Source organism: Rhodanobacter sp. C01, assembly GCF_002001045.1.
Classification (GTDB): domain Bacteria; phylum Pseudomonadota; class Gammaproteobacteria; order Xanthomonadales; family Rhodanobacteraceae; genus Rhodanobacter.
Genome location: NZ_MUNR01000010.1, coordinates 127,242 through 151,326, shown reverse-complemented (window position 1 = coordinate 151,326; position 24,085 = coordinate 127,242). Strand labels below are relative to the sequence as shown.

The 24,085-nt window shown below is 64.0% G+C and carries 20 protein-coding genes; 7 read left to right on the top strand and 13 right to left on the bottom strand.

Annotation, left to right across the window (positions count from 1 at the left end; all coding sequences use genetic code 11):
• Window positions 1–11: 11 nt before the first annotated feature.
• From B0E50_RS08185 to B0E50_RS08165, 5 genes are all read right to left on the bottom strand, one after another.
• Window positions 12–983, bottom strand: a complete 972-nt coding sequence (locus tag B0E50_RS08185) for a homoserine kinase (protein WP_254427229.1) — start codon at window positions 981–983, stop codon at window positions 12–14.
• A gap of 23 nt (window positions 984–1,006) precedes the next feature.
• Window positions 1,007–2,182 carry a homoserine dehydrogenase gene (locus B0E50_RS08180; protein ID WP_174575032.1) on the bottom strand — a complete coding sequence of 392 codons (1,176 nt, stop codon included), beginning with the start codon at window positions 2,180–2,182 and terminating at the stop codon, window positions 1,007–1,009.
• Between the two features lie 335 nt (window positions 2,183–2,517).
• A complete protein-coding gene (locus B0E50_RS08175; RefSeq protein ID WP_217343255.1) occupies window positions 2,518–3,201 on the bottom strand; it encodes a class I SAM-dependent methyltransferase in 684 nt (227 codons plus the stop codon).
• A 74-nt stretch (window positions 3,202–3,275) separates the two neighbouring features.
• Entirely contained in the window at window positions 3,276–4,448 is a 1,173-nt protein-coding gene (locus B0E50_RS08170; RefSeq protein WP_077440695.1) for a YncE family protein, read from the bottom strand.
• Window positions 4,449–4,504: 56 nt separating this feature from the next.
• The gene (locus B0E50_RS08165) at window positions 4,505–5,320 is read right to left on the bottom strand and encodes a creatininase family protein (RefSeq protein ID WP_077440894.1); all 816 of its coding nucleotides are present in this window, start codon (window positions 5,318–5,320) and stop codon (window positions 4,505–4,507) included.
• A gap of 264 nt (window positions 5,321–5,584) precedes the next feature.
• Here B0E50_RS08165 and B0E50_RS08160 point away from each other — a divergent pair, with 264 nt between their 5' ends.
• Window positions 5,585–7,192: a GMC family oxidoreductase N-terminal domain-containing protein gene (locus B0E50_RS08160; protein WP_077440694.1), complete on the top strand. Its 1,608-nt coding sequence runs from the start codon at window positions 5,585–5,587 to the stop codon at window positions 7,190–7,192.
• Between the two features lie 97 nt (window positions 7,193–7,289).
• Here B0E50_RS08160 and B0E50_RS08155 read toward each other — a convergent pair whose 3' ends face one another.
• A complete protein-coding gene (locus B0E50_RS08155) occupies window positions 7,290–7,628 on the bottom strand; it encodes a hypothetical protein (RefSeq protein ID WP_139350801.1) in 339 nt (112 codons plus the stop codon).
• A gap of 213 nt (window positions 7,629–7,841) precedes the next feature.
• Window positions 7,842–9,830, bottom strand: a complete 1,989-nt coding sequence (locus B0E50_RS08150; protein WP_077440692.1) for a bifunctional 2',3'-cyclic-nucleotide 2'-phosphodiesterase/3'-nucleotidase — start codon at window positions 9,828–9,830, stop codon at window positions 7,842–7,844.
• Window positions 9,831–10,025: 195 nt separating this feature from the next.
• Here B0E50_RS08150 and B0E50_RS08145 point away from each other — a divergent pair, with 195 nt between their 5' ends.
• Both B0E50_RS08145 and B0E50_RS18395 read left to right on the top strand, forming a co-directional pair.
• Window positions 10,026–11,735 (top strand): LTA synthase family protein, encoded by a 1,710-nt coding sequence (locus B0E50_RS08145; protein WP_254427214.1) that lies wholly within the window; start codon window positions 10,026–10,028, stop codon window positions 11,733–11,735.
• Window positions 11,736–11,995: 260 nt separating this feature from the next.
• The gene (locus tag B0E50_RS18395; protein WP_254427213.1) at window positions 11,996–12,274 is read left to right on the top strand and encodes a hypothetical protein; all 279 of its coding nucleotides are present in this window, start codon (window positions 11,996–11,998) and stop codon (window positions 12,272–12,274) included.
• 12 nt (window positions 12,275–12,286) lie between these two features.
• Here B0E50_RS18395 and B0E50_RS08135 read toward each other — a convergent pair whose 3' ends face one another.
• From B0E50_RS08135 to B0E50_RS08125, 3 genes are all read right to left on the bottom strand, one after another.
• Window positions 12,287–12,658: a hypothetical protein gene (locus tag B0E50_RS08135; RefSeq protein ID WP_077440691.1), complete on the bottom strand. Its 372-nt coding sequence runs from the start codon at window positions 12,656–12,658 to the stop codon at window positions 12,287–12,289.
• A 99-nt stretch (window positions 12,659–12,757) separates the two neighbouring features.
• Window positions 12,758–13,018, bottom strand: coding sequence for a hypothetical protein (locus B0E50_RS08130; protein ID WP_077440690.1), 261 nt, complete (start codon window positions 13,016–13,018; stop codon window positions 12,758–12,760).
• A 163-nt stretch (window positions 13,019–13,181) separates the two neighbouring features.
• A complete protein-coding gene (locus tag B0E50_RS08125) occupies window positions 13,182–15,158 on the bottom strand; it encodes an alkaline phosphatase family protein (RefSeq protein WP_077440689.1) in 1,977 nt (658 codons plus the stop codon).
• Window positions 15,159–15,378: 220 nt separating this feature from the next.
• Between B0E50_RS08125 and B0E50_RS08120 the strand changes: the two genes are divergently transcribed.
• The 4 genes from B0E50_RS08120 to B0E50_RS08105 all read left to right on the top strand — a co-directional run bounded on the left by B0E50_RS08120 (window position 15,379) and on the right by B0E50_RS08105 (window position 22,089).
• On the top strand, window positions 15,379–17,805 hold the full coding sequence (locus B0E50_RS08120; RefSeq protein WP_168170846.1) for a TonB-dependent receptor: 2,427 nt from the start codon (window positions 15,379–15,381) through the stop codon (window positions 17,803–17,805).
• A gap of 177 nt (window positions 17,806–17,982) precedes the next feature.
• Window positions 17,983–19,044: a glycerophosphodiester phosphodiesterase gene (locus B0E50_RS08115; RefSeq protein ID WP_254427228.1), complete on the top strand. Its 1,062-nt coding sequence runs from the start codon at window positions 17,983–17,985 to the stop codon at window positions 19,042–19,044.
• 83 nt (window positions 19,045–19,127) lie between these two features.
• A complete protein-coding gene (locus B0E50_RS08110) occupies window positions 19,128–20,468 on the top strand; it encodes an ectonucleotide pyrophosphatase/phosphodiesterase (protein WP_077440686.1) in 1,341 nt (446 codons plus the stop codon).
• Window positions 20,469–20,787: 319 nt separating this feature from the next.
• Window positions 20,788–22,089, top strand: coding sequence for a DUF5690 family protein (locus B0E50_RS08105; protein WP_077440891.1), 1,302 nt, complete (start codon window positions 20,788–20,790; stop codon window positions 22,087–22,089).
• Between the two features lie 42 nt (window positions 22,090–22,131).
• Here the strand turns inward: B0E50_RS08105 and phnN are convergent, their stop codons facing one another.
• From phnN to phnF, 3 genes are read right to left on the bottom strand one after another with little or no spacing between them, the layout of a single operon-like run.
• Window positions 22,132–22,677 (bottom strand): phosphonate metabolism protein/1,5-bisphosphokinase (PRPP-forming) PhnN, encoded by a 546-nt coding sequence (gene phnN / locus B0E50_RS08100; protein ID WP_077440685.1) that lies wholly within the window; start codon window positions 22,675–22,677, stop codon window positions 22,132–22,134.
• Window positions 22,674–23,342 carry a DUF1045 domain-containing protein gene (locus tag B0E50_RS08095; RefSeq protein WP_077440684.1) on the bottom strand — a complete coding sequence of 223 codons (669 nt, stop codon included), beginning with the start codon at window positions 23,340–23,342 and terminating at the stop codon, window positions 22,674–22,676. The genes phnN and B0E50_RS08095 overlap by 4 nt, the downstream gene beginning before the upstream one ends.
• Window positions 23,342–24,073, bottom strand: a complete 732-nt coding sequence (gene phnF / locus B0E50_RS08090) for a phosphonate metabolism transcriptional regulator PhnF (protein WP_077440683.1) — start codon at window positions 24,071–24,073, stop codon at window positions 23,342–23,344. Before phnF ends, B0E50_RS08095 begins: the two co-directional genes overlap by 1 nt.
• Window positions 24,074–24,085: the final 12 nt, after the last annotated feature.

The window sequence follows — 24,085 nt, the reverse complement described above, 5'->3', positions numbered from 1 at the left end:
CAGGGAGGCGTTCATGCAGAAGCCGCCTCGTCGAGGGAAGTGATCAACGCGGCCGCCGGCCCATCGATCGGCGATATCCAGGCATCGCTGTCCAGGGCAGCCTCGGCAAAGGCGACCTGCATCGCGGCGGCGGCCGCTTCGGCGTCGCCGCGGTTGTCATACCAGCCGAACACGCTGGGACCGGCGCCGGAAATGCTGGCGCCGAGTGCGTGATGATCCAGCGCAGCCTGCTTCACCCGCGCGAAGTTCGGGATCAGCGGGGCGCGGCGTGGTTCCACCAACACGTCCTTCAGCCCTTCGCGCACCAGCGCCGCATCGCTGCGGTAGCAACCGGCCAGTACCAGCGCGAGGTTCGTGCTCTGCGCGACGAACTCGCCGAGCTCGTAATGGCCGGCCAGCGCGGCGCGTGCCTTGCGGGTCTCCAGCACCACATGGGGATGCACCAGCGCGCAATGCCACGCGGCTGGCACTTCGATGCGCAACAGGCGCTCGTGGGTAGCCAGTACCAGACCACCGAGCAGCATTGAGCCGAGGTTGTCGCCATGCCGGCTGCCGCTGGCCACCGCCTCGCCGTCCAGCGCGAAGCCATACAGCGATTCGCGTGGCAACGGCTGCGCCAGCAATGCATTCGCGGCGACCAGTGCAGCCACGCAGGACGCAGCCGAACCGCCCATGCCCGAACCCAGCGCAATGCCCTTGTGCAGCACCAGTTCGAAACCGTGCTGCAGGCCGAGCGCCTTGCGCAACGCAAGCAGGGCGACACCGGCGGTGTTCTGGCGCGGGTCGGTCGGCAGTTCGGTGACGCAGCCGCGGATCGCCGCGATGCGCACCACCGGCTCGTCGATGCGACGCACCTCGGCGCGATCGCCGGCGCCGGCCACGCTATGGCCGAGCAGGTCGAAACCCACGCCGACGTTGCCGACACTGGCGGGCGCGAAGGCGCAGGCGATCTGCGGAGGTTTGGGGCGACGCGGTGAAGCCATGACGGGTTCCAGCAATGAGGAGTTCATGCGCGCACCTCCAGCGAGTCGGCAATGCGCAGCAGATCGGTGAACACGCCGGCAGCGGTCACTTCGGGACCGGCGCCGGGGCCTTGCACCGATAGCGGATTGTCGCAGTAACGGCGTGTTGTGAACTGCACGATGTTGTCGGTCAGCCGGGTATGCGCGAACGGATGCTTCGCCGGCAGCACGACCAGCTTTACGCGGGCGCGGCCGTGGCGGTCGAGGCTGGCGACATGGCGCAGCACGCCGCCGGTGGCCCGCGCCTCAGCCAGTCGTGCGGACATCAGCGGATCCAGTTCGTGCAATCGTTGCATGCAGGCGTCAGGCGGCAACGCTGCGAGCGCGGGCGGCACCAGACCCTCCACCGCGACTTCCTCCAGCGACAGCGGCCAACCCGCCTCGCGCGCGAGGATCACCAGTTTGCGCGCCACGTCGAGGCCAGACAGGTCATCGCGTGGATCGGGTTCGGTATAGCCCAGCGCATGCGCCTCGCGCACCAGCGCCGAGAACGGTTGCCGACCATCGTGGCGGTTGCACAGCCACGCCAGCGTGCCGGAGAACATGCCTTCCACCGCGAAGAGTTCGTCGCCGGTATCGAGCAGGTCGCGCAGCGTCTGCACCACCGGCAGGCCTGCGCATACGGTGGCCTCATAACGGAAGCGCATGCCATCGACACAGGCAGCCCGGATCGCCTGCCAGCGCGCCAGCTCTCCGCTGCCGGCCAGCTTGTTCGGTGTCACCACATGCAGGCCGTCAGCGAGCCAGCCGGCATAGTGACTGGCGACTTCCTCGCTGGCGCTGCAGTCGATCAACAGCGCGTGGCGACCGTCGGTGCCACGTACGTGTGCGGCGAATTCATCGAGATTGCACGGTCGCCAGATCTGCGCTCGTTCGTCGTGGCGGTCGCGGCCGGCATGGTTGAGCCCGACATGATTAAGTTCAGGATCGTCGCAGTCCAGCCACATTCGCCGGCTGGCGGCGACGCCGCACAGCTGCAGCTCCAGTCCGGTCTCGCGCATCAACCGTGGCTGGGCGGCACGAAGTTGCGCGAGCAGCGCACTGCCGACACGGCCCGGCCCGATCAGGCCGACCGCCAGCATGCGCCGCCGCCGCGCAGTCGGCACGGCGAAGCCGAACGAAGGTTTCGGGGCGGCAAGTTGGGGTGCACAGACATTCACGATGACCTCCTATGAGGCCCGTGCTCGCTGGCGGATCGGCTTGTGCTGTGGGAGTGCACCGGCCCGCCTCATCGAGGGCGGGGCCGTTGCGTAGTGAAGAACCTATTCGCGCACGGACACCCACCCCGACCGAGTCGTGGTGGTAGTCGTAATCGTGGTGGCGATGGAACGAGCGTTGACGCCCGCCGGCAACGGCAGCTGCCCGGTGGAGACCGGGGCGGCGTGCATGCGTGCTGGCGTGGAAAGCGGCGACATGGCACCGACCTTAGAGCGATTGCTGCAGTGCGGTCAACAGATTCATTTGCAACTTTTGCTTATATCCGAAACCGCGCCGATCAATCCGTCACCTGCGCGATGAAGATCACCGATGCGGGCTTTTGCGTCTGCGGGTGCAGCGGCTCGCGCAGTTCCAGCAGTCGTAATCCATGCCCAGCGAAAAGCCCGACCCAGCTTTCCAGCGTCCGGAAATACCAGGGCGCCGGGTCGCTGAAGTCGGTGTTGAAGCCGGTCCAGGAACCTGCGCGCCAGCCATCCTGGTAGGGGGCGTCGCCACACGCGGCAAGCGGATGCAGGGTCTGGATCAGCAAATTGCCGCGCGGGTTGAGCAGGGAGCGAACCGCACCGAACAGGCCAGCGACGGATTCATTGCCGAGCAGCGCGAAATTGCACACCACGGCATCGACCGACGTGTCGAACTTGCCGGCAGCCACATCCTCGTAGGTCATCACACGGAAGTCGCCGCCGCCGGCCTGGCGGGCCTGTTCGACCAGTGCGGGAATCGCATCGATGCCGATTGCCTCGATGCCAGCTGCAGTCAGTTCGCGGACGAGCCAACCCTCGCCGCAGCCGAGGTCGAGCACCGAGCGCGGCGAGCGACTGAGCGTGGCCTCGACGATCGCCCGATCGGTGACCAGTCGGCGGCTCTCGATCTGCCGCCGGCGCACGGCGGCGGCCCACGGCGCCGCGTTCCTGCCCCATGAATCGACGATCTTCGCATCGCTGAGTGGGTCGATGCTCATGCAATCTCTCAGGTGGGCAACTCGTGGCGTGGCATGTTCAGGCAGGCCGTTTGTGCGGCCTGCCTGCGGTGGGCTCAGCGCATGATCCCGGTATGGCCCAGCGAATAGCGCCCGGGCTGCGGCCAGACGGCCAGGCCGTGCGGTTCTGCGCCGACCTTGATCGACCTGACCGCACCGGTGGTGGTGTTGAACGCGTAGACGACATCGTCGAAGCGGCCCGACAGCCACAGCGTCTTGCCGTCGGCGCTGACGTTGCCCATGTCCGGGCTGCCACCGCCGGGGATCGGCCAGGTGGTGACGACCTTGCGCGTGGCGAAGTCGATCACCGACACGCTGCCCTTGCCGTGGCGCGGGCCGTGCACCTTGTTCGAGCCGCGGTTGGCGACGTACAGCTTGGTGCCGTCGCGGCTGGGGTACTCGCCGTGCGTGCCGATGCCGGTCTTGATGAAGCCGATCCGGGTGAAGCTGTCGCCGTCGATCAGGTAGACGCCGTCGGCCATCATGTCGGCGACGTAGAACACCTTGCCGTCGGGCGAGACGCGGATGTCCTGCGGCATGCCGTTCTTCGCCAGCTCGAGATAGCCGAGCACCTTGTGGTTGATCATGTCGATCTTGGTCAGCTTGCCGCCGAACTCACAGGTGAAGATCGCGTAGCGGCCGTCGATGGAGAAATCGGCGTGGTTGATGCCCTTGCACTCCGGGGCATCAACGCTGAACTTCAGCGCCATCGTATGCGGATCGCGGAAATCCAGCCGTGCATGTGCCTCGGCCACCACGATGGCGTACTTGCCATCGGGCGTGAAGTACATGTTGTATGGGTCGTCCACGGGGATCGACGCGCCGGGTTTGCCGGTCTTCGGATCGATCGGAGTGAGGCTGCCGGTGTTGCGGCCTTCCGAGTTGTTGGTGACCCACAGCGTCTGCAAATCCCAAGCGGGCACTACATGCTGCGGGCTGCGGCCGACAGGGAAGGTGTCGATCACCTTGTAGGTGGCGGGGTCGATCACCGAGACACTGGCGCCGCGCAGGTTCGGCACATAGATGCGTGGCAGCGCACCGGCCACCGCCGGGCTGAAATGGTTGGTGCCGGCTTCGCTGTACATGTTGGCTGCATTCACCACCCGTGGCATGCCGGGAATGGTGGCGACCGGCTGTGCTGCCAGGGCAACGGAGGCGCCGCAGGCACTGGCCAAGGCGACGCCGACACGCGCGGCAATCCGGGAAAGACGAGGGAGACGTGGAGTCATGGTGATCTTCGTTTCACATGATGGGGGTAGGGAGAAGTCGGATAACGGCTGTTGCATTATCGCCCAGCCGTGTCCTTCCTGAGGGCAGCGACCGTACGCGACACGATTGCGTCAATGCCCAGGCGGCCGAGCTCGGCACTGGAACGGCGCGGGTCGCCGCCGTAGACGCCGTCTGCCAGACCGAGTTTCGGGCTGCTGTGCAGCCGGTCCAGTCGGACCATCTGCGGTGCGACGGCAAGCTGCAGGGACGTATCGGCGAGTCCCGCATGCGTGCCGATTTCGTCATCGCGGAAGCCATGCTGGCGCAGGATCTGTGCGTAACCATCCGAGCTGGCGTCGTAGTATTCCGGCGGCACGAAGGCACGTGCCTTGGTGGCCGCCCATGTCTTGTTGAGGTGGGCGACTACCCGCTGGATGTCCTTCTGGTAGCCGCCGTGGTCACCCAGGAACACGATATTCGTGAAGCCGTGCACCGCAAAACTGTTCGCTGCGGACTCCAGCATCTTCTCGAACACGTCGTCAGGGATGGTGATGGTGCCTGGAAAACGCATGTGCGAGGTTGGCGGCGCGTAGCTGCCTTCGGGTACATACGCGATCACCGGCGCCACGAGGGCGTTGCCGAGTTCTTCCGCAATCTTCTGTGACAGCCATTGCGCGCGCACGTTGTGTTTGCCCACCGCCACATCGGGGCCGCTCTGCTCGGTGCCCCCGATCGGAATGATGATGGTGGTGGTGCCTGCCCTGACCTGGTCGCGAATTTCGGTCCAGGTGAGATCCTGCAGCAGCACGGTCTTCGGCATCTGCGCGTGGGAGATCTGCGCGGCGATCAGCAGGATCGCCACCGCGAGTGTTTGCCACAATGGATGACGCATGATGAAAAGTCCTTGCAGGTGCCAGTCTCGTGCTTGCGTGCAGGCGCTGGCAGCGCGCGCAGCGTAACCGAGGATGGAACAGGGTACCTGCATCCGGCGATGCAATTCGAACTGTCGGCTGACTGGATGCGTGCCGCGTCTGCACGCCGCAGTCTTGCCATGAGGGCTGATCGCGCGCCACCCGCATACCGCGCCGCATCGTGACCGCATGGGACAGGGGAGATAGCCTGCCACTTCACAACGATTTCCTGAGGGATACGAACGATGGCCGACACAGTGGACTATGTCGTTGTGGGTGCGGGTCCTGCCGGTTGCGCAGTCGCGGCGCGACTGGCCGCGGCCAGGCCTGACCTGACCGTCGCCATCGTCGAGACCGGACCGGAGCGCACGCCGCTGCGTTCGAAAGTGCCGCTGGGCATCGCTGCCCTGGTGGGCTTGAAAGGCTCGGCCAACTACGCCTACACCACGACACCGCAGGCAGGGCTGCAAGGGCGCCAGGGTTTTCAGCCACGCGGGCGCGGCATCGGTGGCTCCAGCCTGATCAACGCAATGATCTACATGCGCGGCCAGCCGCAGGATTACGACGGCTGGGCGGCGCTGGGCTGCCGCGGTTGGGGCTGGAACGACGTGCTGCCGTATTTCAAGCGCAGCGAGGACAACATCCGCGGCGCCTCGGCGCTGCATGGCGTCGGTGGTCCGTTACGGGTCGAGGATCTGCGCGAGCGCAATCCGGCGACCCAGGCCTTGATCAAGGCTGCCGTGCAAGCGGGTTTCCCGCGCAATGATGATTTCAATGGCGCCGCGCAGGAAGGCATCGGTACCTATCAGGTCTTCCAGAAAGCCGGTCGCCGTTTCCACGCCGCCGAAGCCTACCTCGGTGCGGTCGGTGCACGACCAGCCAATCTGCAAGTAATCGCCGATGCGCAGGTCCGGCGTGTTCGCTTCGATGGCAAGCGCGCCACCGGCGTGGTCTATCGCAAGGGCGGGGTCGAACATTCGCTGAGTGCACGCGGCGAGGTCATCCTGTCGGCCGGTGCGTTCGGCTCGCCGCAATTATTGATGGCCTCGGGCGTGGGTCCGGCCGAACACCTGCGCGAGCACGGCATCGATGTCGTGGCGGATCGTGCCCAGGTCGGACAGAACCTGCAGGACCATGTCGACTACACCTTGAACGTGCGCGCCAAGGCACCGGGCCTGTTCGGCATCACCTTGCCGGTGCTGTATCAAGGAATGATGAGCATGCGCGCGTGGAGTCGCGATGGGCGCGGCATGCTGACCACAAACGTGGCCGAGGCCGGTGGCTTCCTGAAAAGCGATCCTTCGCTCGACCGGCCGGACCTGCAACTGCACTTCTGCATCGGCATCGTCGACGACCACAATCGCAAGCTGCACCTTGGCTCGGGCTATTCGATCCACGTCTGCGTACTGCGTCCGCACAGCCGTGGCCAGGTTCGCCTGGCCAGTGCCGACATGGGCAAGGCACCACTGATCGACCCGAATTTCCTCAGCGATCCGCGTGATCTCGACACGCTGGTCGCCGGCACCAGGATCAGCCAGCGCATCATGGCCGCGCCCATACTGGCCAGCTGGAACGGACGCACGATCTACGGCACGGGGCGCGATGACGACGAAGCCCTGCGCCAGCTCATCCGCGCCCACGCCGACACGATCTACCACCCGGTCGGCACTTGTCGCATGGGCGACGATGCGGAATCCGTGGTCGATCCCGAGTTGCGCGTACGCGGCGTCGAAGGCCTGCGCGTGGTCGATGCCTCGATCATGCCGCGTTTGATCAGCGGCAACACCCAGGCGCCTTGCGCGATGATCGGTGAGAAGGCTGCCGATATGATTCTTGCGAGGGGAGCCGTCTAGCTGCGTATTCCAGTCGAAACTGCCCACCCCTAATGATCCAAATCGGCCACCCATAACGATCTGAAACCGGCCACGATTTCGGAGGGTGGCCAGTCGATCAGCTGTCAATAAATAGACTAACCACGAAACTGGTCGCGAGGGTCGAGACTGCCAAGCAGGCGATGGACAGCAGGTAAGCCTTCCATTTCACGATGTACTTGTCCCTTGCGCCCAGAACGAGCCCGACTACAACTGCGCAGAACCAAAGCTGGAAGAGAACGACAATAGTGAGGCCGAGCCAAAGGTAGTCGTAGAAGACCCAGCCCGCGACAAGGGCAAGGAGGGCTGATGCGACTATCGGCACCCAAGCGATATCGAAGGAAGCCTTGAGCGGTAGGGAAATCCCAAATAGCCGCAACCCATAGTGAATAACTGGCGTACACAGCACAATGGCCAAGATGAATCCAATCGTTCCTTCGCAGAATAGGCCAACCATGTAGACCCCCCTGGGTTCACTACCATCCTACGTGGGTACGCCTTGGGAGCGCGAGCCCTTGGAGTGATAGCTGTCGCCCCTCGTGGTCGCACTCTATTCAAGGAGATCTGCTTCAGTTCTTTTCGACATTAGCTTCGTCGAAAGCGAACATCTCCACTCATGCATTTACTATCATCAATGCGACAGATCGATCGCATAAGTCGCGGTGCCGTCACCGTGATCCTTGAGCTGGCGGATATCGTCGAGGCGGGCTTCATGCGCCAGCGCCTGCCGGTCGCTGGCGCCCTTGAACACCACCGGACCATGTGTCTTCAGCGCTGCGAACTTCCATGAAGTCGGTTCGAGATCCTTCGTGCTGATCGTCTGATGCTGCTCCAGCCATTTCGCCAGGATCTCGCGGGTGCCGTCGGGTGCGGACAGCACGATGTTCTTGCCGTCGAGGCCGGGGAAGTTGCCGCCGCCGCTGGCGCGGTAGTTGTTGGTGACGACGATGAACGGCTGGTTCGGGGTGACACGCTTGCCGTGATAGGTCAGCGAGGTGATGCGCTGGCCGACCGGCTTCGACACATCGATGACGTAATGGACGCCGCCCTGAATCTGGTCGAAGTTGAAGCCGGGGTAGTGGTCGTTGATCAAGTCCTGTTCGTCGGCCTTGTTAGGGTCGATGCGGTTGAAGCGTTCGGCGGATTTCTCCAGCCAGGCCTTGAGGCCGGCGCCGTCGATCTTCACCGCAGCCAGCGTGTTCGGATAGAAGTACAGGTCGGCGGCGCTGCGCAGGGTGAGCGGGCCGGGCGCGACATCGGTGTAGTCGTCGGGGCCGCCGAAGCCGCTGCGGAAGGCGGCGGCAGAGGACAACACCGGCACGTTCGCCAGTTCCGGATGTAGCCGCGGCAATTCGCTGCGCATGTAGTCGGCCTGCGCCGCGTTGACCGCGGCCAGCGCGGTCATGTTGCCCTCGTCGGCGAAATAGCTGCTCATGCGCAGCGTGTTGTTGCCGATCGGCGTGTTGACATAGGCGATCGCCGCTTCATGCGCCTGCTGCACCAGCGGCGCGATCTCCGGATCGACCGGCACGCACTGGTTCTTCTGCGGACAGATCGGCCGCACTTCGCTGTGCGTATTGTCGAGGTCGACTACCCAGCGTCCGTTCTGACGATTCAGCACCAGCTGGATCACACCCAGGTCCTTGCCGAAGAAGCCACCCATCACCGCCGGCACATTGCGGACGAAACCGAGTCTGGCATCGACGTCCTTCATGCCGGCGTAGTGCGGGCCCGGGAATTCGGTATGCGAGTGACCAAGCAGCAGTACGTCGATGCCTTTCACGCCGGCCAGGTACCAGCCGCCGTTTTCCATCTCTGGCGTGTACGGCGAAGTATCGAGGCCGCCGTGCAGGATCGCCACGATCAGGTCGGGATGCTGCGCTTCGAGCTGAGGAAGGTATTTCTGCGCGGCCTCGACTACGCCAGTGACGCTGACCTTGCCGGCCAGGTTCTGCTTGTCCCACTGCATGATGGGCGGCGGCGTGAAGCCGATGATGCCGATCTTCAGCGGCACGCTGACCTTGCTGCCGTCCGCGGTATACGCCTCGATGCTTTTGGTGACCACCGCCCACGGTTTGAAGATCGGCTGGCCGTCGCGCGCGCTGTCGACGTTGGACAGCACCAGCGGGAAGTGGGGTCCGTCGCAGCGATCGCTATGGCCGCCATCGACATTCATCGGCGTGCCGGTGACCTGCGACAGGAAGCCCAGGCCATAGTTGAATTCGTGGTTGCCGGCGGTGCCGCCGTCATAGCCGAGCGCATCCATCGCCTTATAGATCGCCAGCTCCTGGTCGCAGCCGACCGGCTTCACCAGCGCCTGGTAGTCGGCCAGCACGCTGCCCTGGATGGTGTCGCCGCTGTCGAACAGGAAGGTGTTGGGAAACTCGGTGCGGGCGCGGCGGATCAGCGTGGCCGTGCGCTCGTAGCCAAGCGAATCGTCCGGCTTGAGCTTGTAGTAGTCGTAGCTCAGCACGTTGGCATGGATATCGGTGGTCTCCAGGATCGCCACGTTCGCGCGCGCGCCGTCCTGCAGCAGCGGGTTCGGCTTGGCGGCATGGCCGGCGCAACCGGCGAGCAGGGCGGTTGCAAGGATGGCGGGAGCAAGGTGACGTAAAGACATGGCGGTTCCGTGGGGCGCGTGCGGGTTCAGACCGTGAAAACTAACAGATCGGGGTGACCCTTTGCCTTGCATCGAAGGCGGCAAAACCCAACGCCGGTGGAACGGTGTGCCGGGCAAACCGCCGGTTGCCGGTGCAAGACCGTAAGATGGCGCATCTCATGGCATACCGGGTCCTTACAGGGGGACTTTCCACTGATGCGTCGAATCTCCTTGCATTTCACACGTGGTCGTGTGGTGTCGCTGTGCGCGCTGGTGTTTTTCGCCGGCTGCCTCGCGCTCACCGCGCTGCGCGAACCGGAGCCCGTGCAGCAGGTCTTCGTTGCGGGCCTGATGCTGTCCACGGTCGTCGTGCTGCTGTCCGTGTTCGGGCGCTTTGCCAGTGCGTTGGTGATAGGTGGCGGATTATTCGTCGCGCTGCGTTTCATTTCCGAGTTGAAGGAGCGCTATCTCGAATCGCAGCTGCTGCCGTCGGACTTCATCTATTACGCCAGTACCAGCCTGGTGGATACGCTGCGTCATTACCCGCATCTGTATGGGCTGGGGATCGGCATCTGCGTGGTGGTGCCACCGCTGCTTTACCTGGTATGGCGCTGGGACTGGCGCATGCTGGCTGGTCTGCGACGCTGGCCGGCACTGGGCCTGCGCGCCGGCGGCATCGCGCTCGGCGTGTTCGCGTTCTGGCTGTGCATGTTGCCTGCCGGGCCGTTTGCACGGGTGCATTCGCGCAATGTGTGGGAGAAGATGTCCGACGACGCGCAACTGACCAACTTCTTCATCAATTTCCGCGATTCAGCCGTGACGCTGCCGGCGATGGCGAGCGATGCCGTCGCCGAGCAGCAGTGGGGCTCGACCGCGGCAGGCGAGCCGGGCACCGCGCAGCCACCGTATCCGGACATCGTGCAGGTGCTGGAGGAGAGCACCTTCGATCCGTCCAACTACACCGTATGCACCGTGCCGGCCTGTCACCTGACGATGTTCCAGACCGATGCACGCACCCGCGGCACCGGCGTGCTGCGCACGCATACCTTCGGCGGTGGCACCTGGGTCAGCGAATTCGCCACGCTCACCGGCATGCCGCAGGACATCTTCGGCGCGGGCGGCATGTATGCGCCGTTTGTGCTGGCACCGCACGTGCACGATGCACTGGCGCTGCAGCTGCGTCGGCTCGGCTATCTCACCATCGCGATCTATCCCACCGATGGCGGCTTCATCAATGGCCGCAACGCGTATACGGCGTACGGCTTCGATCACATGTACGACGTCAACGAACTCGGCCTGGACGAATGGGACGAGACCGACAAGCAGATGTTCGATGCGGCCAAGCGCATCTACGACAAGGTGAAGAAGCCGGGCCAGCCGGTGTTCGTGATGATCCTGACGATCAACCAGCACGGGCCGCACGACGATCCGATGTCGACCCTGCCGGTGCCGTTCCAGAACCTGCTGCACGGCCTGAAGCCGACGCCGGCGCTCAACTTCGATACCTACCTGTCGCGCCTGCACGATTCCGATGTGGCGATGAGCGGTCTGGAGCACGACTTCCTCGACCGTGAACAGCCGACCTTGCTGGTGCATTTCGGCGACCACCAGCCATCGTTCGATGGGCTGATCCGCGGCCTGGATCGCACATTGCCCCAGCCACTGCAGCCGTACCGTGACTACCTCACCTACTACATGATCAAGAGCAACTTCGCCGGTCCGGCGCTGCCGAGCTATCCGATGCTCGATATCGCGTTCCTGCCGAGCATGGTGCTGCAGGCTGCTGGCCTGCCGAAGGATCCGTACTTCTCCGCGGAGACGGTGTTGCGCGCGCGCTGCAACGGGCTGTACGACGACTGCCGCATACCCGGTCTGATCGAGTCCTATCACGCATGGACCTTCGGGCGGCTGCATGTGTATCAGTAACGGATAGTTTGGCGCCCCGCGACCGGGCACGCATGCAGTGCCCTTGTTGACCCTGGGTGTCACGCCGGACAGTTTGCGTCGTACTCCGGCACGGGATCGGCCCGGGCGATTGCGCAGTAACTGTTTCGCCTGATGCACGTGCAGCGTGTCGAACCCGTTGATATGACCATATTTCCCGGCATGCGGGAACAATGGCCATGCAGTCCGGCATGTTGGCGGTCATGCCGGGGCGCTGGCAGGTGTCTTGCTTGGTGACTGTCATGAACGACACCACCTCCGGCACGCCCATGCTCACCGAAACTCCGTCGCAAAATCAGCTCGCAAGGACGGCCGGTGATGAAACAGGTCTTGAACAACAGATGGCCAAACTCGGTCTCTCGGACGAGACCAGGCGATTCCTGCGCAACTTGCATCAGGCCGAAAAGCAGATCAACGACGCCTTCAGCAAGTCCCGTCAGGGCGGCGAGCTGGAGGAGTGCGTGAGCCAGGTGTATCGCGACCTGTACGGGGCAGGTTGCAGCGTGCGTGGTTCGCGCTAGCGAGCTGTACGGTCAGCGCACTGCGACCCTTACATCCGCATGCACGCCCTGGCCCGCGCCGCAGGCAAAGCCCGGCGCAATACCGAGCACGGAGCGCGTGGGAATGTGGCTGCCGGTGACTTCGGCAGCCGGGCTCAGTACATCGAGCTGATAACGCAGCCCGCTGCTGTCTGCAGGCAAGTCGGCGAACGCGAATGCAGCACTCGCATCGGTCTCTTGATAAGCGGTCTGCCGCGTTTGCCGGTCGATCAGGCGGATCACGGCGCTGGGTAGCGGGACCCCTGCATAATCGTAGGCGGTGCCGGTGACGCGGCACGTATCGGGTGCCGCTTGTGCGTCGAGTGCCAGGGTTACAAGCAGGGTGGCAAGAATCAGGCGGATCATGACGGTACCCCCATTGGCGAGGAGTGCATCCCTGCGAGGTGGATCCGTAGCCGATCTTACGCGCTTTTCATGCAGGCGGATGTAGTTCCTGCGGTTGCCTCAGCGCTTCCTTGTCCGGGGTGCCCTGGTTTCGTTCGCGACAATGAGTTGCTGCAGGTAGGCGATGCCTTCTTCTTCGGGAAAGAAGGCAATCACATCGGCGACGGTCAGTCCGTAGCGTTTGCGCAAGGCAAGGAAGTCGGCCCGGGCATGGTCGAGTCGGGTGAGGCTGGGTGTCTTCGATGACGGTGGCTCGTTGTTGCTGTCGAGCGCGGCGAGTTCTTCCTGAAAACGTCGAAATGCGTCTTTGGGAGCGGTCATGGGCTGGGCGGGTGGCTTGCTTGAGGCCGCATTGTCGCACAGGCCCAGGGTTCACGATGATGGTTGGTCGGCCGTCCGGTACGCGGAACATGAGCAGCCAAGTTGGAATGTCCGCCTGCGATGCCTTCGGGCGATTGTCGGCATCGCACGGCGGGCACACCTGTCACTGGCGCTCGGGGCCGGCCTGGTCGAAGTAGGTCCAGCTCTTGCCATCGCTGTTGAGCTGTTTGAGTTGCACGGTGAAATCGAAACGGGTGGCCTGCAGTGCACTGCCGTCGACGCGCTGCATGTGCAGATCGGTCGCCGGCTGTTTCGGTTGCAACATGGTCGGCATTACGTGGTAATCGGTCAGCGGTCGCGCCAGTGTGCCGGCCAGGGCCTCGTGCAGCACGCGGCCTTGTGCCTTCGGTAGCGATAGTCCAAGCAGGGCGGCGATGGTGGGAGCAACGTCGACGTTGCCGCTCGGCAGCGGATCGTTGAAGCCTTGCTGGAAGCCGGGGCCGACGGCGAGCAAGGTGTTGTGCACGTCGATCGGACTGAAGCTGCCGTGCTCGCCGCGTTCGTTTGCCTGACTGGCGTATTCGGTGCCACGGAAGCCCTGGATCACCGCGTCGGCGTCCCAGGCGTAGCTGATGATGATGTCCGGTCCGCGCGCGGCGTTCTCCAGATGCACGCTTTCCGCCGGCAGGGTGCCGGGGATGTCGCCGTAGCGTTTCGCCACGAAGATCGCGCCGATGTACTCGCGTGACTGCAGGAAGCGCACCGTGCGTCTGATCAGGGCTGCATCGTGCTCGGGCTGGTAGAAATATTCGGTGCCACCATTCGGCGCGAGCACCAGCGCACCTTTCGGCAACTGTTCGGGCAGCACATAATTCGGCGTGGTGTACGGGCCGGGCTTGCCGCACAGATGGCCATCATCGTCGTAGCGGGTTGGTTGCAGCGGGCTGCCGTCGGCACGCAGCCCGCTCATCACCGGTACGTACATGCAGCCGAAACCGTCGAACGCGGTGAAGCCGGCTTGGCTGAGCTGATCGGCCAGACGGATGCCGCCGGAGACCGAGTAGCCCCAGTCATTGTCGATGCCGGCTACGCGGCCGTCATTGATCTGGCGCAGCGGGAACAGGTCACGTGGGCCGGCGATATTGCTGTGACCGTGGTCGGAGACCACGATGATGTCGGTGTCCTGCGCCATGCCGAGTTGCTGCAGACGCGCTTCGAACTGACCGAGCAATTCATCCTGCGCCTTCAGCGCGAGATGGAATTCCGGCGAGCCGACGCCATAAAGATGCTGGGTGGTGTCCGGGTTGCGCAGCCACACCACGCTGAGATCGGGCCGGTGCCTCGGCAGGATCACGTCCAGATACACCTTCATCATCCAGGCGTTGGCCGGCGCTGGCGTGGTCTCGGCAGCGGCGGTGGCATCCGCCGTCACGCCATCCTTCAGCGTCACCATCTTGCCCTGCTCGGTGGGCGAGTCGTTGTCCTCGCGCAGGCTGAGCTGGTCGGATGGATAGGTGTTGGCGGCATGCGCAGGCAATGGATAGCCGGCCTGTTGCAGTTCCCTGGCGAACGCCAGCGGCAGCGCGGTGTTCTCGTCGAGGATCACGCCGCCTTGCTTGTAGTCCTGCAGGAACGCGGGGCCGGATTTGCCGACCGCGGCCGTGGTCAAACCGGCCTTCTGCGCAGCGGCGAACAAGGTGGGCAGTTCGAGCAGTTCATGATCGAAGTGCGCGTCGAGATCGCGCAGCACGGCATAGTCTTCGGTGTAGATCGGGTCGTGGAAATCCGCGGCCATGCCCTTGGCATTGGGGCCGCTGGCGCCCGGTGCCCAGAAGCGGTTGCCATAGAAGCCGAGTGGGCCAAGGAATGCACCGGTGGCGAAGCTCGACGCGTTCGCCATGGTGAAGGTCGGATAGGTCGAGTGGTTGTCCGCGAAGCGGCTGCCATGCTGCGCCAACGCCAGCAGGTTCGGCGTGTCCTCGGCGCTGATCGCATCCGGCCGCATGCCATCCCACACGAACAGGATCACCCGGTGCGGTTGGTGCCCCGCGTCAGTGGCTGCCGCGGGCGTGCGCGGCGATGCGGCCAGCAGGGCGATGGTGAGCAGGAGCAGTGACGTGCGGTGGAACGCGGTGGTCATGGATCAGTCCGACTGACAGTGAACACGACATGTTGCATGTCGGATATTTCAGTTTGCAGTCGCTGGCGACCATGATCACACGCGCGCAATTGTCCAGGCAGCTCGCCAGATACGGCCCGGTCGCCTCATGCTGCCATGCGACATACGACTGTCATGGACACGGGGCAGCGTGGCGGGTCAAACTTCGATTCGCCATTCCATGCGGCATCAAGGGGAAAACATGTCGATCCAGACCGCCGGCAAGACGCTGTGGACGCCGCGTCCCCGCAATCTCGCTCTGTGCATTGCATCCGTCCTGCTGGGGATTCCGTTGCTGGTGCATGCGCAGCCGGGCAGCCCCGATGCGCCGGCGGCGGCATCCAGCACGGCATCGCCGCCGGCCAGTGCCGTCAGCCTGAACACGATCGTGGTGACCGCGCAGAAGCGTGAACAGCAGGAAAAGGACGTGCCGATCTCGATCTCGGCCTATTCGGGGGCGTTTCTCAAGACGCTTGGTGTCACCCACATGGATGACCTCGGCCGTTATGCGCCGGGCGTGCAGGTGCAGGTGCAGAGCCCGAACACGCCGAGCATCGCGATACGCGGCATTACCTCCGACGACACCTCGGCCAACACGCCCGGGCGGGTGTCGATCTTCCAGGACGGCGTGGACATCAGCCGTGCGGTCGGTTCGGTGGTGGCGCTGTACGACATGGACCGCATCGAGGTGCTGCGTGGCCCGCAGGGCACGCTGTTCGGCCGGGGCGCTGAGAGCGGTGCGCTGTCGCTGATCGACAACAAGGCCAACGACACCACCTCAGGCGGTTTCACCACCGAGTTCGGCAATTACAGCAGCCGCATGCTCACCGGCTTCTTCAATACACCGCTCAGCGCCGATGTGGATGCACGCGTGGCGGTGTACGACAGCCAGCATGATGGCTACATCAAGAACCTTGCCGGCGGCACGCTCGATGGCGAGGACACCAAGGCGCTGCGTGCCAGCCTGCACATCAAGACCGGCCAGCAGAGCGCCATCGACCTGGTTGCCAATTACCAGCGCGATGCGCAGCCGGGCACGGATTTCCGCAGCCTGCTGCCCGACAGCCAGGGCTCGACCAATGTGTTCGGTCCGGCCGACCTCAACGAAGGCACCGCGCTCGGCATCCGCCGCAAGATCTACAGTCTCGCCGCACTGGGCAGTTTCCAGCTCAGCGACGACTGGACGCTGTCCACCACCACTGGCCTGCGCAAATTCAATTCCACCGAATCGTTCGACGCCGACGGTTCGCAGCTCGACATGCTCAACTTCGGCAATCACTCGCGCAGCCACCAGGCCAGCCAGGAGGTGCGCTTCAACTTCGATAACGGCGGCCGTTTCACCGGCTTCATGGGTGCCAACTTCTTCTACGAGAACGGCAGCCAGGCGGTGCCTTTCCACACCGACGAGCGCAGCCTGCTGATGGCGATTCTGCCGATCGCACGCGGCCTCGATCCAGGCCTGGTCGACCTGCTGTTCGGCCCGAACAATCCGCCCTTGCTGACGTCGAACTTCCAGCCCAACCAGCCGTACAGTGCGATCCCGCTGCTCAACACGCCGCTGAATCCTAACGAGAGCGAAGGTTTCGAGAACTACGGAAGCACGCGTTCGTACGAAATCTTCGCGGACGGCACCTTCCACGTCACCGACAGCTTCGACATCACCGCCGGCCTGCGCGCGTCGCGCGAAAACATCACCGCCGGGTATCAGGTGTTCAACGCCACCGGACCCAACGCCGCCAGCATCGGTCCGGCACTGGCGCTGTTCGGCGCTGGCGTCAACGGCATCACAGCGCCCAATGACCTGTTCGCGCCGACCAACGGCATGCTCACCAACGCGAAGAGCACCAATTCATTGGTGGGCCGCCTGATCGGCAGCTGGCGCGTCAACGACGACATCAATGCCTATGCCAGCGTGTCGCGCGGCCGCCGGCCGGATGCGCTGACCTTCAACGTCAATCCCGATGGCAGCTACATCAAGGCGGTGCTGCCGGCAGAGACGCTGTGGAACTACGAGATCGGCGTCAAGGGTTCGGCGGCCGCCGGCAAGTTCGCCTATGACCTGTCCGCGTTCTACTACAACTACACCAACTTCCAGAGTCAGGTGTACCAGAACGGGCAGTACATCGCGGTGAACTCCGGCCGTGCCCATGCGCCGGGCTTCGAGGCCTCGTTGCAGCAGGCCTTCACCGACGATGTCAGCGCCTTCCTCAATTACAGCTACCTGCACGCCCGCTTCGACAAGACCGACCAGGACGGCGACCCGCAGCAGTACGCCGGCAACCATTTGCGCCTGGCGCCGGACAACTCGGTCGCGTTGGGCCTGCTGGTGAATGTCCCGCTCGACAACGACAAGGCGTTCTACTTCCGCCCGAATTTCACCTGGCGCTCGAAGGTGTACTTCGAGGACGACAACAATCCGGATTACGTGCAGGCCGGCTACGGGCTGCTCAACCTGCGCACGGGCGTGACGTTCGACAAGGGGCGCTGGGATGTGGGTATCTGGGCCAGCAATCTCGCCAACAAGAAATACCTGATCGACGGCGGCAACACCGGCGAGGATTTCGGCGTGCCAACGTATATTCCGGGTACGCCGCGCACCTTCGGCATCAGCATCTCCGGCAAGTTCTGAGATCACCCGTGACCGGCTCCGCCTCGCGGCGGGTTGCCCATGCGGGCAACCCGCCGCCGACCGGTCGCAGGTGTCAACATGGTTTCATCTGCATCGTGCAGCATGACGGCATGTTCCGCACGCATGCCGGGTGAATCCATGAAGCATCTATGCTTGGCCGTCGCCCTTGTCACCGGGATGTCGGCCATGTCTCCCAGCACTGCGTTCGCCCATGAAAAGCCGCTCGCCGCGAAGGTGCTGGTGATCGGCCATCGCGGTGCGCCAGCGTTGCGGCCGGAACACACGCTGGCCTCCTACGGCAAGGCGATCGCCGATGGCGCAGACTTCGTCGAGCCGGACCTGGTGATGACCAAGGACGGCGTGATGGTCGCGCGCCACGAGAACGAGATCGGCGGCACCACCGATGTGGCCGATCATCCGGAGTTCGCCGCGCGCAAGACCACCAAGACAATCGATGGCCATGCCGAGACCGGCTGGTTCACCGAGGATTTCACCCTGGCCGAGCTGAAGACGCTGCGTACCCGCGAACGTCTGCCGCAGTTGCGCAGCACGCAGTACGACGGCGAGTTCCAGGTTCCCACGCTGGACGAGATCATCGACTTCGTCGCCGCGGAGTCGGCGGTGGTAGGCCACCCGGTCGGGATCATTCCGGAGATCAAGCACGGCAGCTATTTCCAGCGGCTGGGCCTGCCGATGGAAGACCAGCTGCTGGCCACGCTGGCGGCGCACAGCTACACGCGCACGGCACCGGTGGAGATCCAGTCGTTCGAGATCGCCAACCTCAAATATCTGCGCGGCAAGCTGGGCAAGGCTCATCCGAACATCCGCCTGCTGCAGCTGATCGATGATGCCGATCAGCGGCCCTACGACGTCGTCATCGCGGGCGACAAGCTCAGCTATGGCCAGATGCTGAAGCCAGCCGGCCTGCACGAGATCGCGCGTTACGCGGACGCGATCGGCCCGAATATCGAGGCGATCATCCCGCGCACCGCTGACGGCCATCTGGGTACGCCGACCGCGCTGGTGCACGATGCGCATGCGGCAGGGCTGGAGCTGCATCCGTACACCTTCCGTCCGGAGAATCAGTTCCTGGCGAAGGATTTCTGGCAGGGCAGCGATCCGAAGACGTTCAACGAGGCCGGACTGATCGCGCAGATCCGCGTCTATCTCGATGCCGGCATCGATGCGTTCTTTGTCGACGATCCGGCGATCGGCCGCAAGGCGCTCGCTACACGCTGAGCGGAGGTCGTCGCACGTCTGTCACGCGAATGCAGCGTGGTTATCCGAGCATGCGCACACCTTTGTCATCTGGTGGAATCGGCATGCGTCGTCTACTGCTCGCGTTGTCCTTCGGCGTACTCGCCGTATTCTCGTGTGCCCAAGCGATCGCCACGCCGGTCCTGCTGATCTCGATCGACGGCTTGCGTCCGGCCGACGTGCTGCAGGCGAAGCAGCGTGGCCTGAAGCTGCCGAATCTCGAAGCGTTCCTGCAGTACGGCGCCTACGCGCATGACGTGCGCGGCGTGCTGCCCACGCTCACCTATCCCAGCCATACCACCCTGATCACCGGCGTGTCGCCGAACCTGCACGGCATCGGCGGCAACCTCACCTTCGATCCTTACAACAAGAACCAGCAGGGCTGGGACTGGTACGCCAGCGATATCAAGGTGCCGACACTGTGGGACGCGGCGCATGCAGCCGGCCTGAGCACGGCGAACGTGCACTGGCCGGTCAGCGTAGGTGCGCAGGTGGACTGGAACCTGCCGCAGATCTGGCGCACCGGCACCGCGGATGACCGCAAGCTGCTTGCCGCACTGGCTACGCCAGGCCTGCTGCCGTCGCTGGAACAGGAGCTCGGTCCGTATGCCGACGGCATCGCCGAGGATCTGCCCGGCGACCGGAACCGCACGCGCTTCGCGGTGAAGCTGCTGGAAACCCGCAAGCCGTATTTCATGACGGCCTACCTCACTGCGCTGGATACCGAGCAGCATTCGAGCGGGCCGGATACACCGGCCTCACGCAAGACGCTGGAAGGTATCGACCAGCTGATCGGCGACTTGGTGGCCGTCGCGCAGCGCGTGCATCCGGATGGCATCGTGGCGATCGTGTCCGATCACGGCTTCGCGCCGGTGCAGCAGGACGTCAATCTTTATCTGCCATTCCTCCAGGCTGGCCTGATCACGCTCAAGGACGGTGAGGTGAGCGACTGGCAGGCGATGCCGTGGAACGACGGCGGCAGCGCGGCGATCGTGCTGCGTGACCCGACGAATGCTGCGGTCAAGGCGAAAGTCGCCGACTTGCTCAAACAGCTGCAGGCTGATTCACAGTATGGCATTGCACATGTGCTGGATCACGATGAGCTGGTGGCGAAGGGCGGCACGGCGCAGGCCAGCTGGTTCGTGCAGTTCAAGCTTGGCTATGAAATGGGCCTCAAGCCGGGTGCGCCGATCCTGTCGCCTGGCCATTACCGCGGAATGCATGGCTACGATGCGGCACTGCCCGAGATGCGTTCGACCTTCCTGATCGCCGGACCGGGCGTACCTGCCGGCAAGGATCTCGGCTCGATCGACATGCGCGACATTGCGCCGACTCTGGCGGTGCTGCTCGGTGCGAAGTTGCCGCAGGCGCAGGGCAGGCCCTTGCTGGGCGCAACGACGAAATAGGATTCATGGGGGAGACATATCCGCCGGCATGCCGGCGATTCCCTCGACCGCCGCAGCTCCAGGCGAAACTTCAACCGCAGGCATCCTCCGCCAGGATCGACAGTGTTTGCTCGCACCGTTGCCATAGCGCCATTATCCCGCACGCCTTCAGCCCACCAGGCCGCGCGCTGCACTTGCCATGAGCCAGGCTAGGCCAGGTGCAGCGTGCGGCTTGGTGTGTGCAATTGACTATCCAGCTTCCCCATCCCATCTAACTATCGCAACCGCGCTGTAACCCGCGACGCACATGCTGCCGGCATGCCTGTCGAGGATTGCCTGCGTGCGTGTCGTTTCCTGGTTGTCTGATTGCCGCCGCCATCCGCTGGCCACCCATCTGCTGGCCGGCGGCGCGGCGTTTCTGGCCTATGCGTCGATGTATGCGTTCCGCAAGCCGTTTACGGCGGCCTCGTTCGACGGCATGCACTTTGCGGGGGTGGACTACAAGGTGTGGCTGGTGATCGCCCAGGTGTTCGGCTACATGCTGAGCAAGTTCCGTGGCATCACCTGGATCGCCGAAATGCAGCGACAGAGCCGCGCCCGCGCGCTGGCCGGGCTGATCGGCTTTGCCTGGCTGGCGCTGCTCGGCTTCGCGCTGCTGCCGGCACCTTGGAACATCGCCTTCCTGTTTCTCAACGGCTTGCCGCTGGGCATGGTCTGGGGGGTGATCTTCGGCTACCTGGAAGGTCGTCGCGGCACCGAGTTGATGGCGGCCTGCATGTGCGCCAGCTTCATCGTCGCCTCCGGCGTGGTGAAGTCGATCGGCATGTGGCTGATGCTGAGCCACGGCGTCAGCGAATTCTGGATGCCGTTCGTCACCGGCATGCTGTTCGTGCCGCCACTGTGCCTGTCGGTATTCCTGCTCGAACGGCTGCCGGCGCCAAGCGCAACGGATATCGCCGAACGCCATGTGCGTGTGCCGATGGATGCGCGCACACGTCGCGCCTTCCTGGCGCGCTTCCTGCCCGGCATGGCGATGATCGTGGTGGCTTATGTGGCGCTCACGGTCGTGCGCGATTTCCGCGACAATTTCGCCGCGGAGATCTGGGCCGATCTGGGCCTTGGTGGCAACGCCGCGATATTCAGCGAGACCGAGGTGCCGATCGCCGTGGCGGTGCTGCTGATCACCGCCTGCACGATGATCGTGCGCGACAACCTGAAGGCACTGATGCTCAACCACGTGCTTATCTTCGCCGGTTTCGCCATCGCCGTGTTCACCACATGGCTGCACAGTCGCGGACTGATCAATCCGCTGTACTGGATCGGCGGCAGCGGCTTCGGTCTGTACCTGGCCTATGTGCCCTACAACGCCACCTTCTTCGAACGCATGCTTGCAACCTTCCGGGTGACGGGCAACGTCGGCTTCGTGATGTACATCTCCGACGCCAGCGGTTACATGGGCAGCGTGGCGGTGGTCTTGGTGAAGGAGTTCGGAGGCATGCATGTGTCGTGGGCGACGTTCTATGCCGATACCGTACTGACTCTGTCGAGCCTCGGCATGCTGATCACCCTGGTTTCGGCGTTCTACTTCAAGGCCAAGGCAAGGTACGCCAGCACACCTCTCGCGCTGCCGGCAATGGCCTGATCCGCGACATCATGCCCACCCGGACATGACGCGCAGGCACCATCAATACCGCTGCTGGATAGCCTCCAGTAACCTGGCACCCGCGTCGGCAACGCTGCCATCGTTGTGGATGACCAGCGCCTCTATAGGCATATCGTAGGCCGGATGGCGCGCAAGCCGGGCGGCGATATCCACTTCGGTTTCTCGCCCCCGCGCCGCCAGCCGTCTGGACATGGACTCGTGGCTTGCGGTGATCAACACCGCCTGTAGTGCGGGGAAGTGTTTATCGGCCAAAGCATAGGCACTGCGCGAACCGTTCACCAGCACATCGGCGCCGCGGGCCAGCCAGTGTTCAACCTCGCGGCCGATGCCGTAATGCAGTCCGTGCGCCTGCCAGGTCAGCGCGAATAGCCCTCGCTGGGCGCGTGACTGGAATTCCGCCTCGCTCAGCGACACGTGATTCTCGCCACCGGCATTCGCCGGCCGGGTGATGTAGCGGTGCGCGCAGAGCATCCCGTGCGGGATGCCGTGCTCACGCACCCAGCCCAGCACGCTGTCCTTGCCGGCACCGGACGGGCCCATCACATAATAAAGACGCCCGGCCTTCATGCGGCACGCTCTGCACGCAGGGGAATCCGTTCGATCTGTTTGAAGTCTGCTCCCGGCACAGCCTCCTGGCATATCGACAAGGCATCAACCCACGCGGTCGACCATGTCGACGCATGTTGTGTCAGCTCATCGCGCAAGATCTGTTCCTCCGGCTCCGTGGCCGGTGCCGATAAGCTCATGTGAAAACGGTAGCGATCGAGCACGTAGGGATATCCGTATTGTTCCATCAGGCCGAGTTCGACGGCATCAAAGCCATCGACGTGCCGGCAAAAGGCTGCTTCCGCAAGCGGTGCGCGCAGTGGCTCCAGCGCATGCAGGCATGCGGCAGCCAACTGGTCGATCGCGGCGCTGTCGCTACCTGGGCGCAGTGCCAGAAAACCAGCCAGACGATCAAGTTGTAGTGGCAGGGTGACCGCTGGAAAGCGCTGCGCTGTTGCCATCACGACACCACGAAGATCCTCGTAGGCGACGCCCGTATCGAGTGCGAACGGGGCACGGATCGTGGCGTGCCAGCCGTAACGCCGCACATTCGCCAGCAACGCCTGCATTCGCCCGGATTGGATGCCGGGCAGATCGATTGCGTGCGGCGCCTGGGCCAGCCAGGCGCGACCAAACTCAGCCAGGGAACTGCCCGCGGCGGGGCAGTAATAAATCGCGTAGCGCATCAATCATCCGCCATCAGCACAAGCTGGATCCAGTCACCCGAAAAGCGCGTCACGCCATATTGCACCGGCATGCCGCGCGGATCGGCGTTGATCGATTGCACGTGCAGTATCGGCCGGTTCGCCGGCTGTTTCATCAAACGTGCGGTGGCTGCCTCCGGCAGGCGTGCGGAGACGCGGGTGTGTTTGCGTACGTAGTCGCTGACACCAAACTCGCTCAGCGTCCGAGTGACGGATTGCGTGCGCCGGTACACCGCCGGCAGGCCGACAAATCGGGCAGCCGGGAAATACACCGTGCTGTGGTCCAGGATATGTCCATCGGCGTGGCTCAGTGTCTCGATCCGATAGACGTATTCCTTGCACCCTAGGCCCAGCGCCTCGGCGACCGCAACAGGAGGAATCTCGCGCACATCTTCCAGGATCTCGGTATCGGCCTCGATATTCAGATTGCGCATGTTCTGCGTGAAGCGCGTGCGCCGGCTGATCGGGTAATCCAGTATCTGCTCCTGCACAAAGGTGCCGCGCCCCTGCTCGGTGCGTACCAGATTGCGCTGCTCCAGCGTGGCGATCGCCCGGCGCACAGTATGCCGGTTGACGTCGAAGCGAGTCGCCAGCTCCTGCGCCGATGGCAACTGCTCACCCTGACGCAGACGCCCCTTGAGCACATCATCAGCCAGGATGTTGCTGATCTGGCTCCACAGCGAGACTCCGCGTCCACGCACTATCTCGTTCATACCACTGACCTC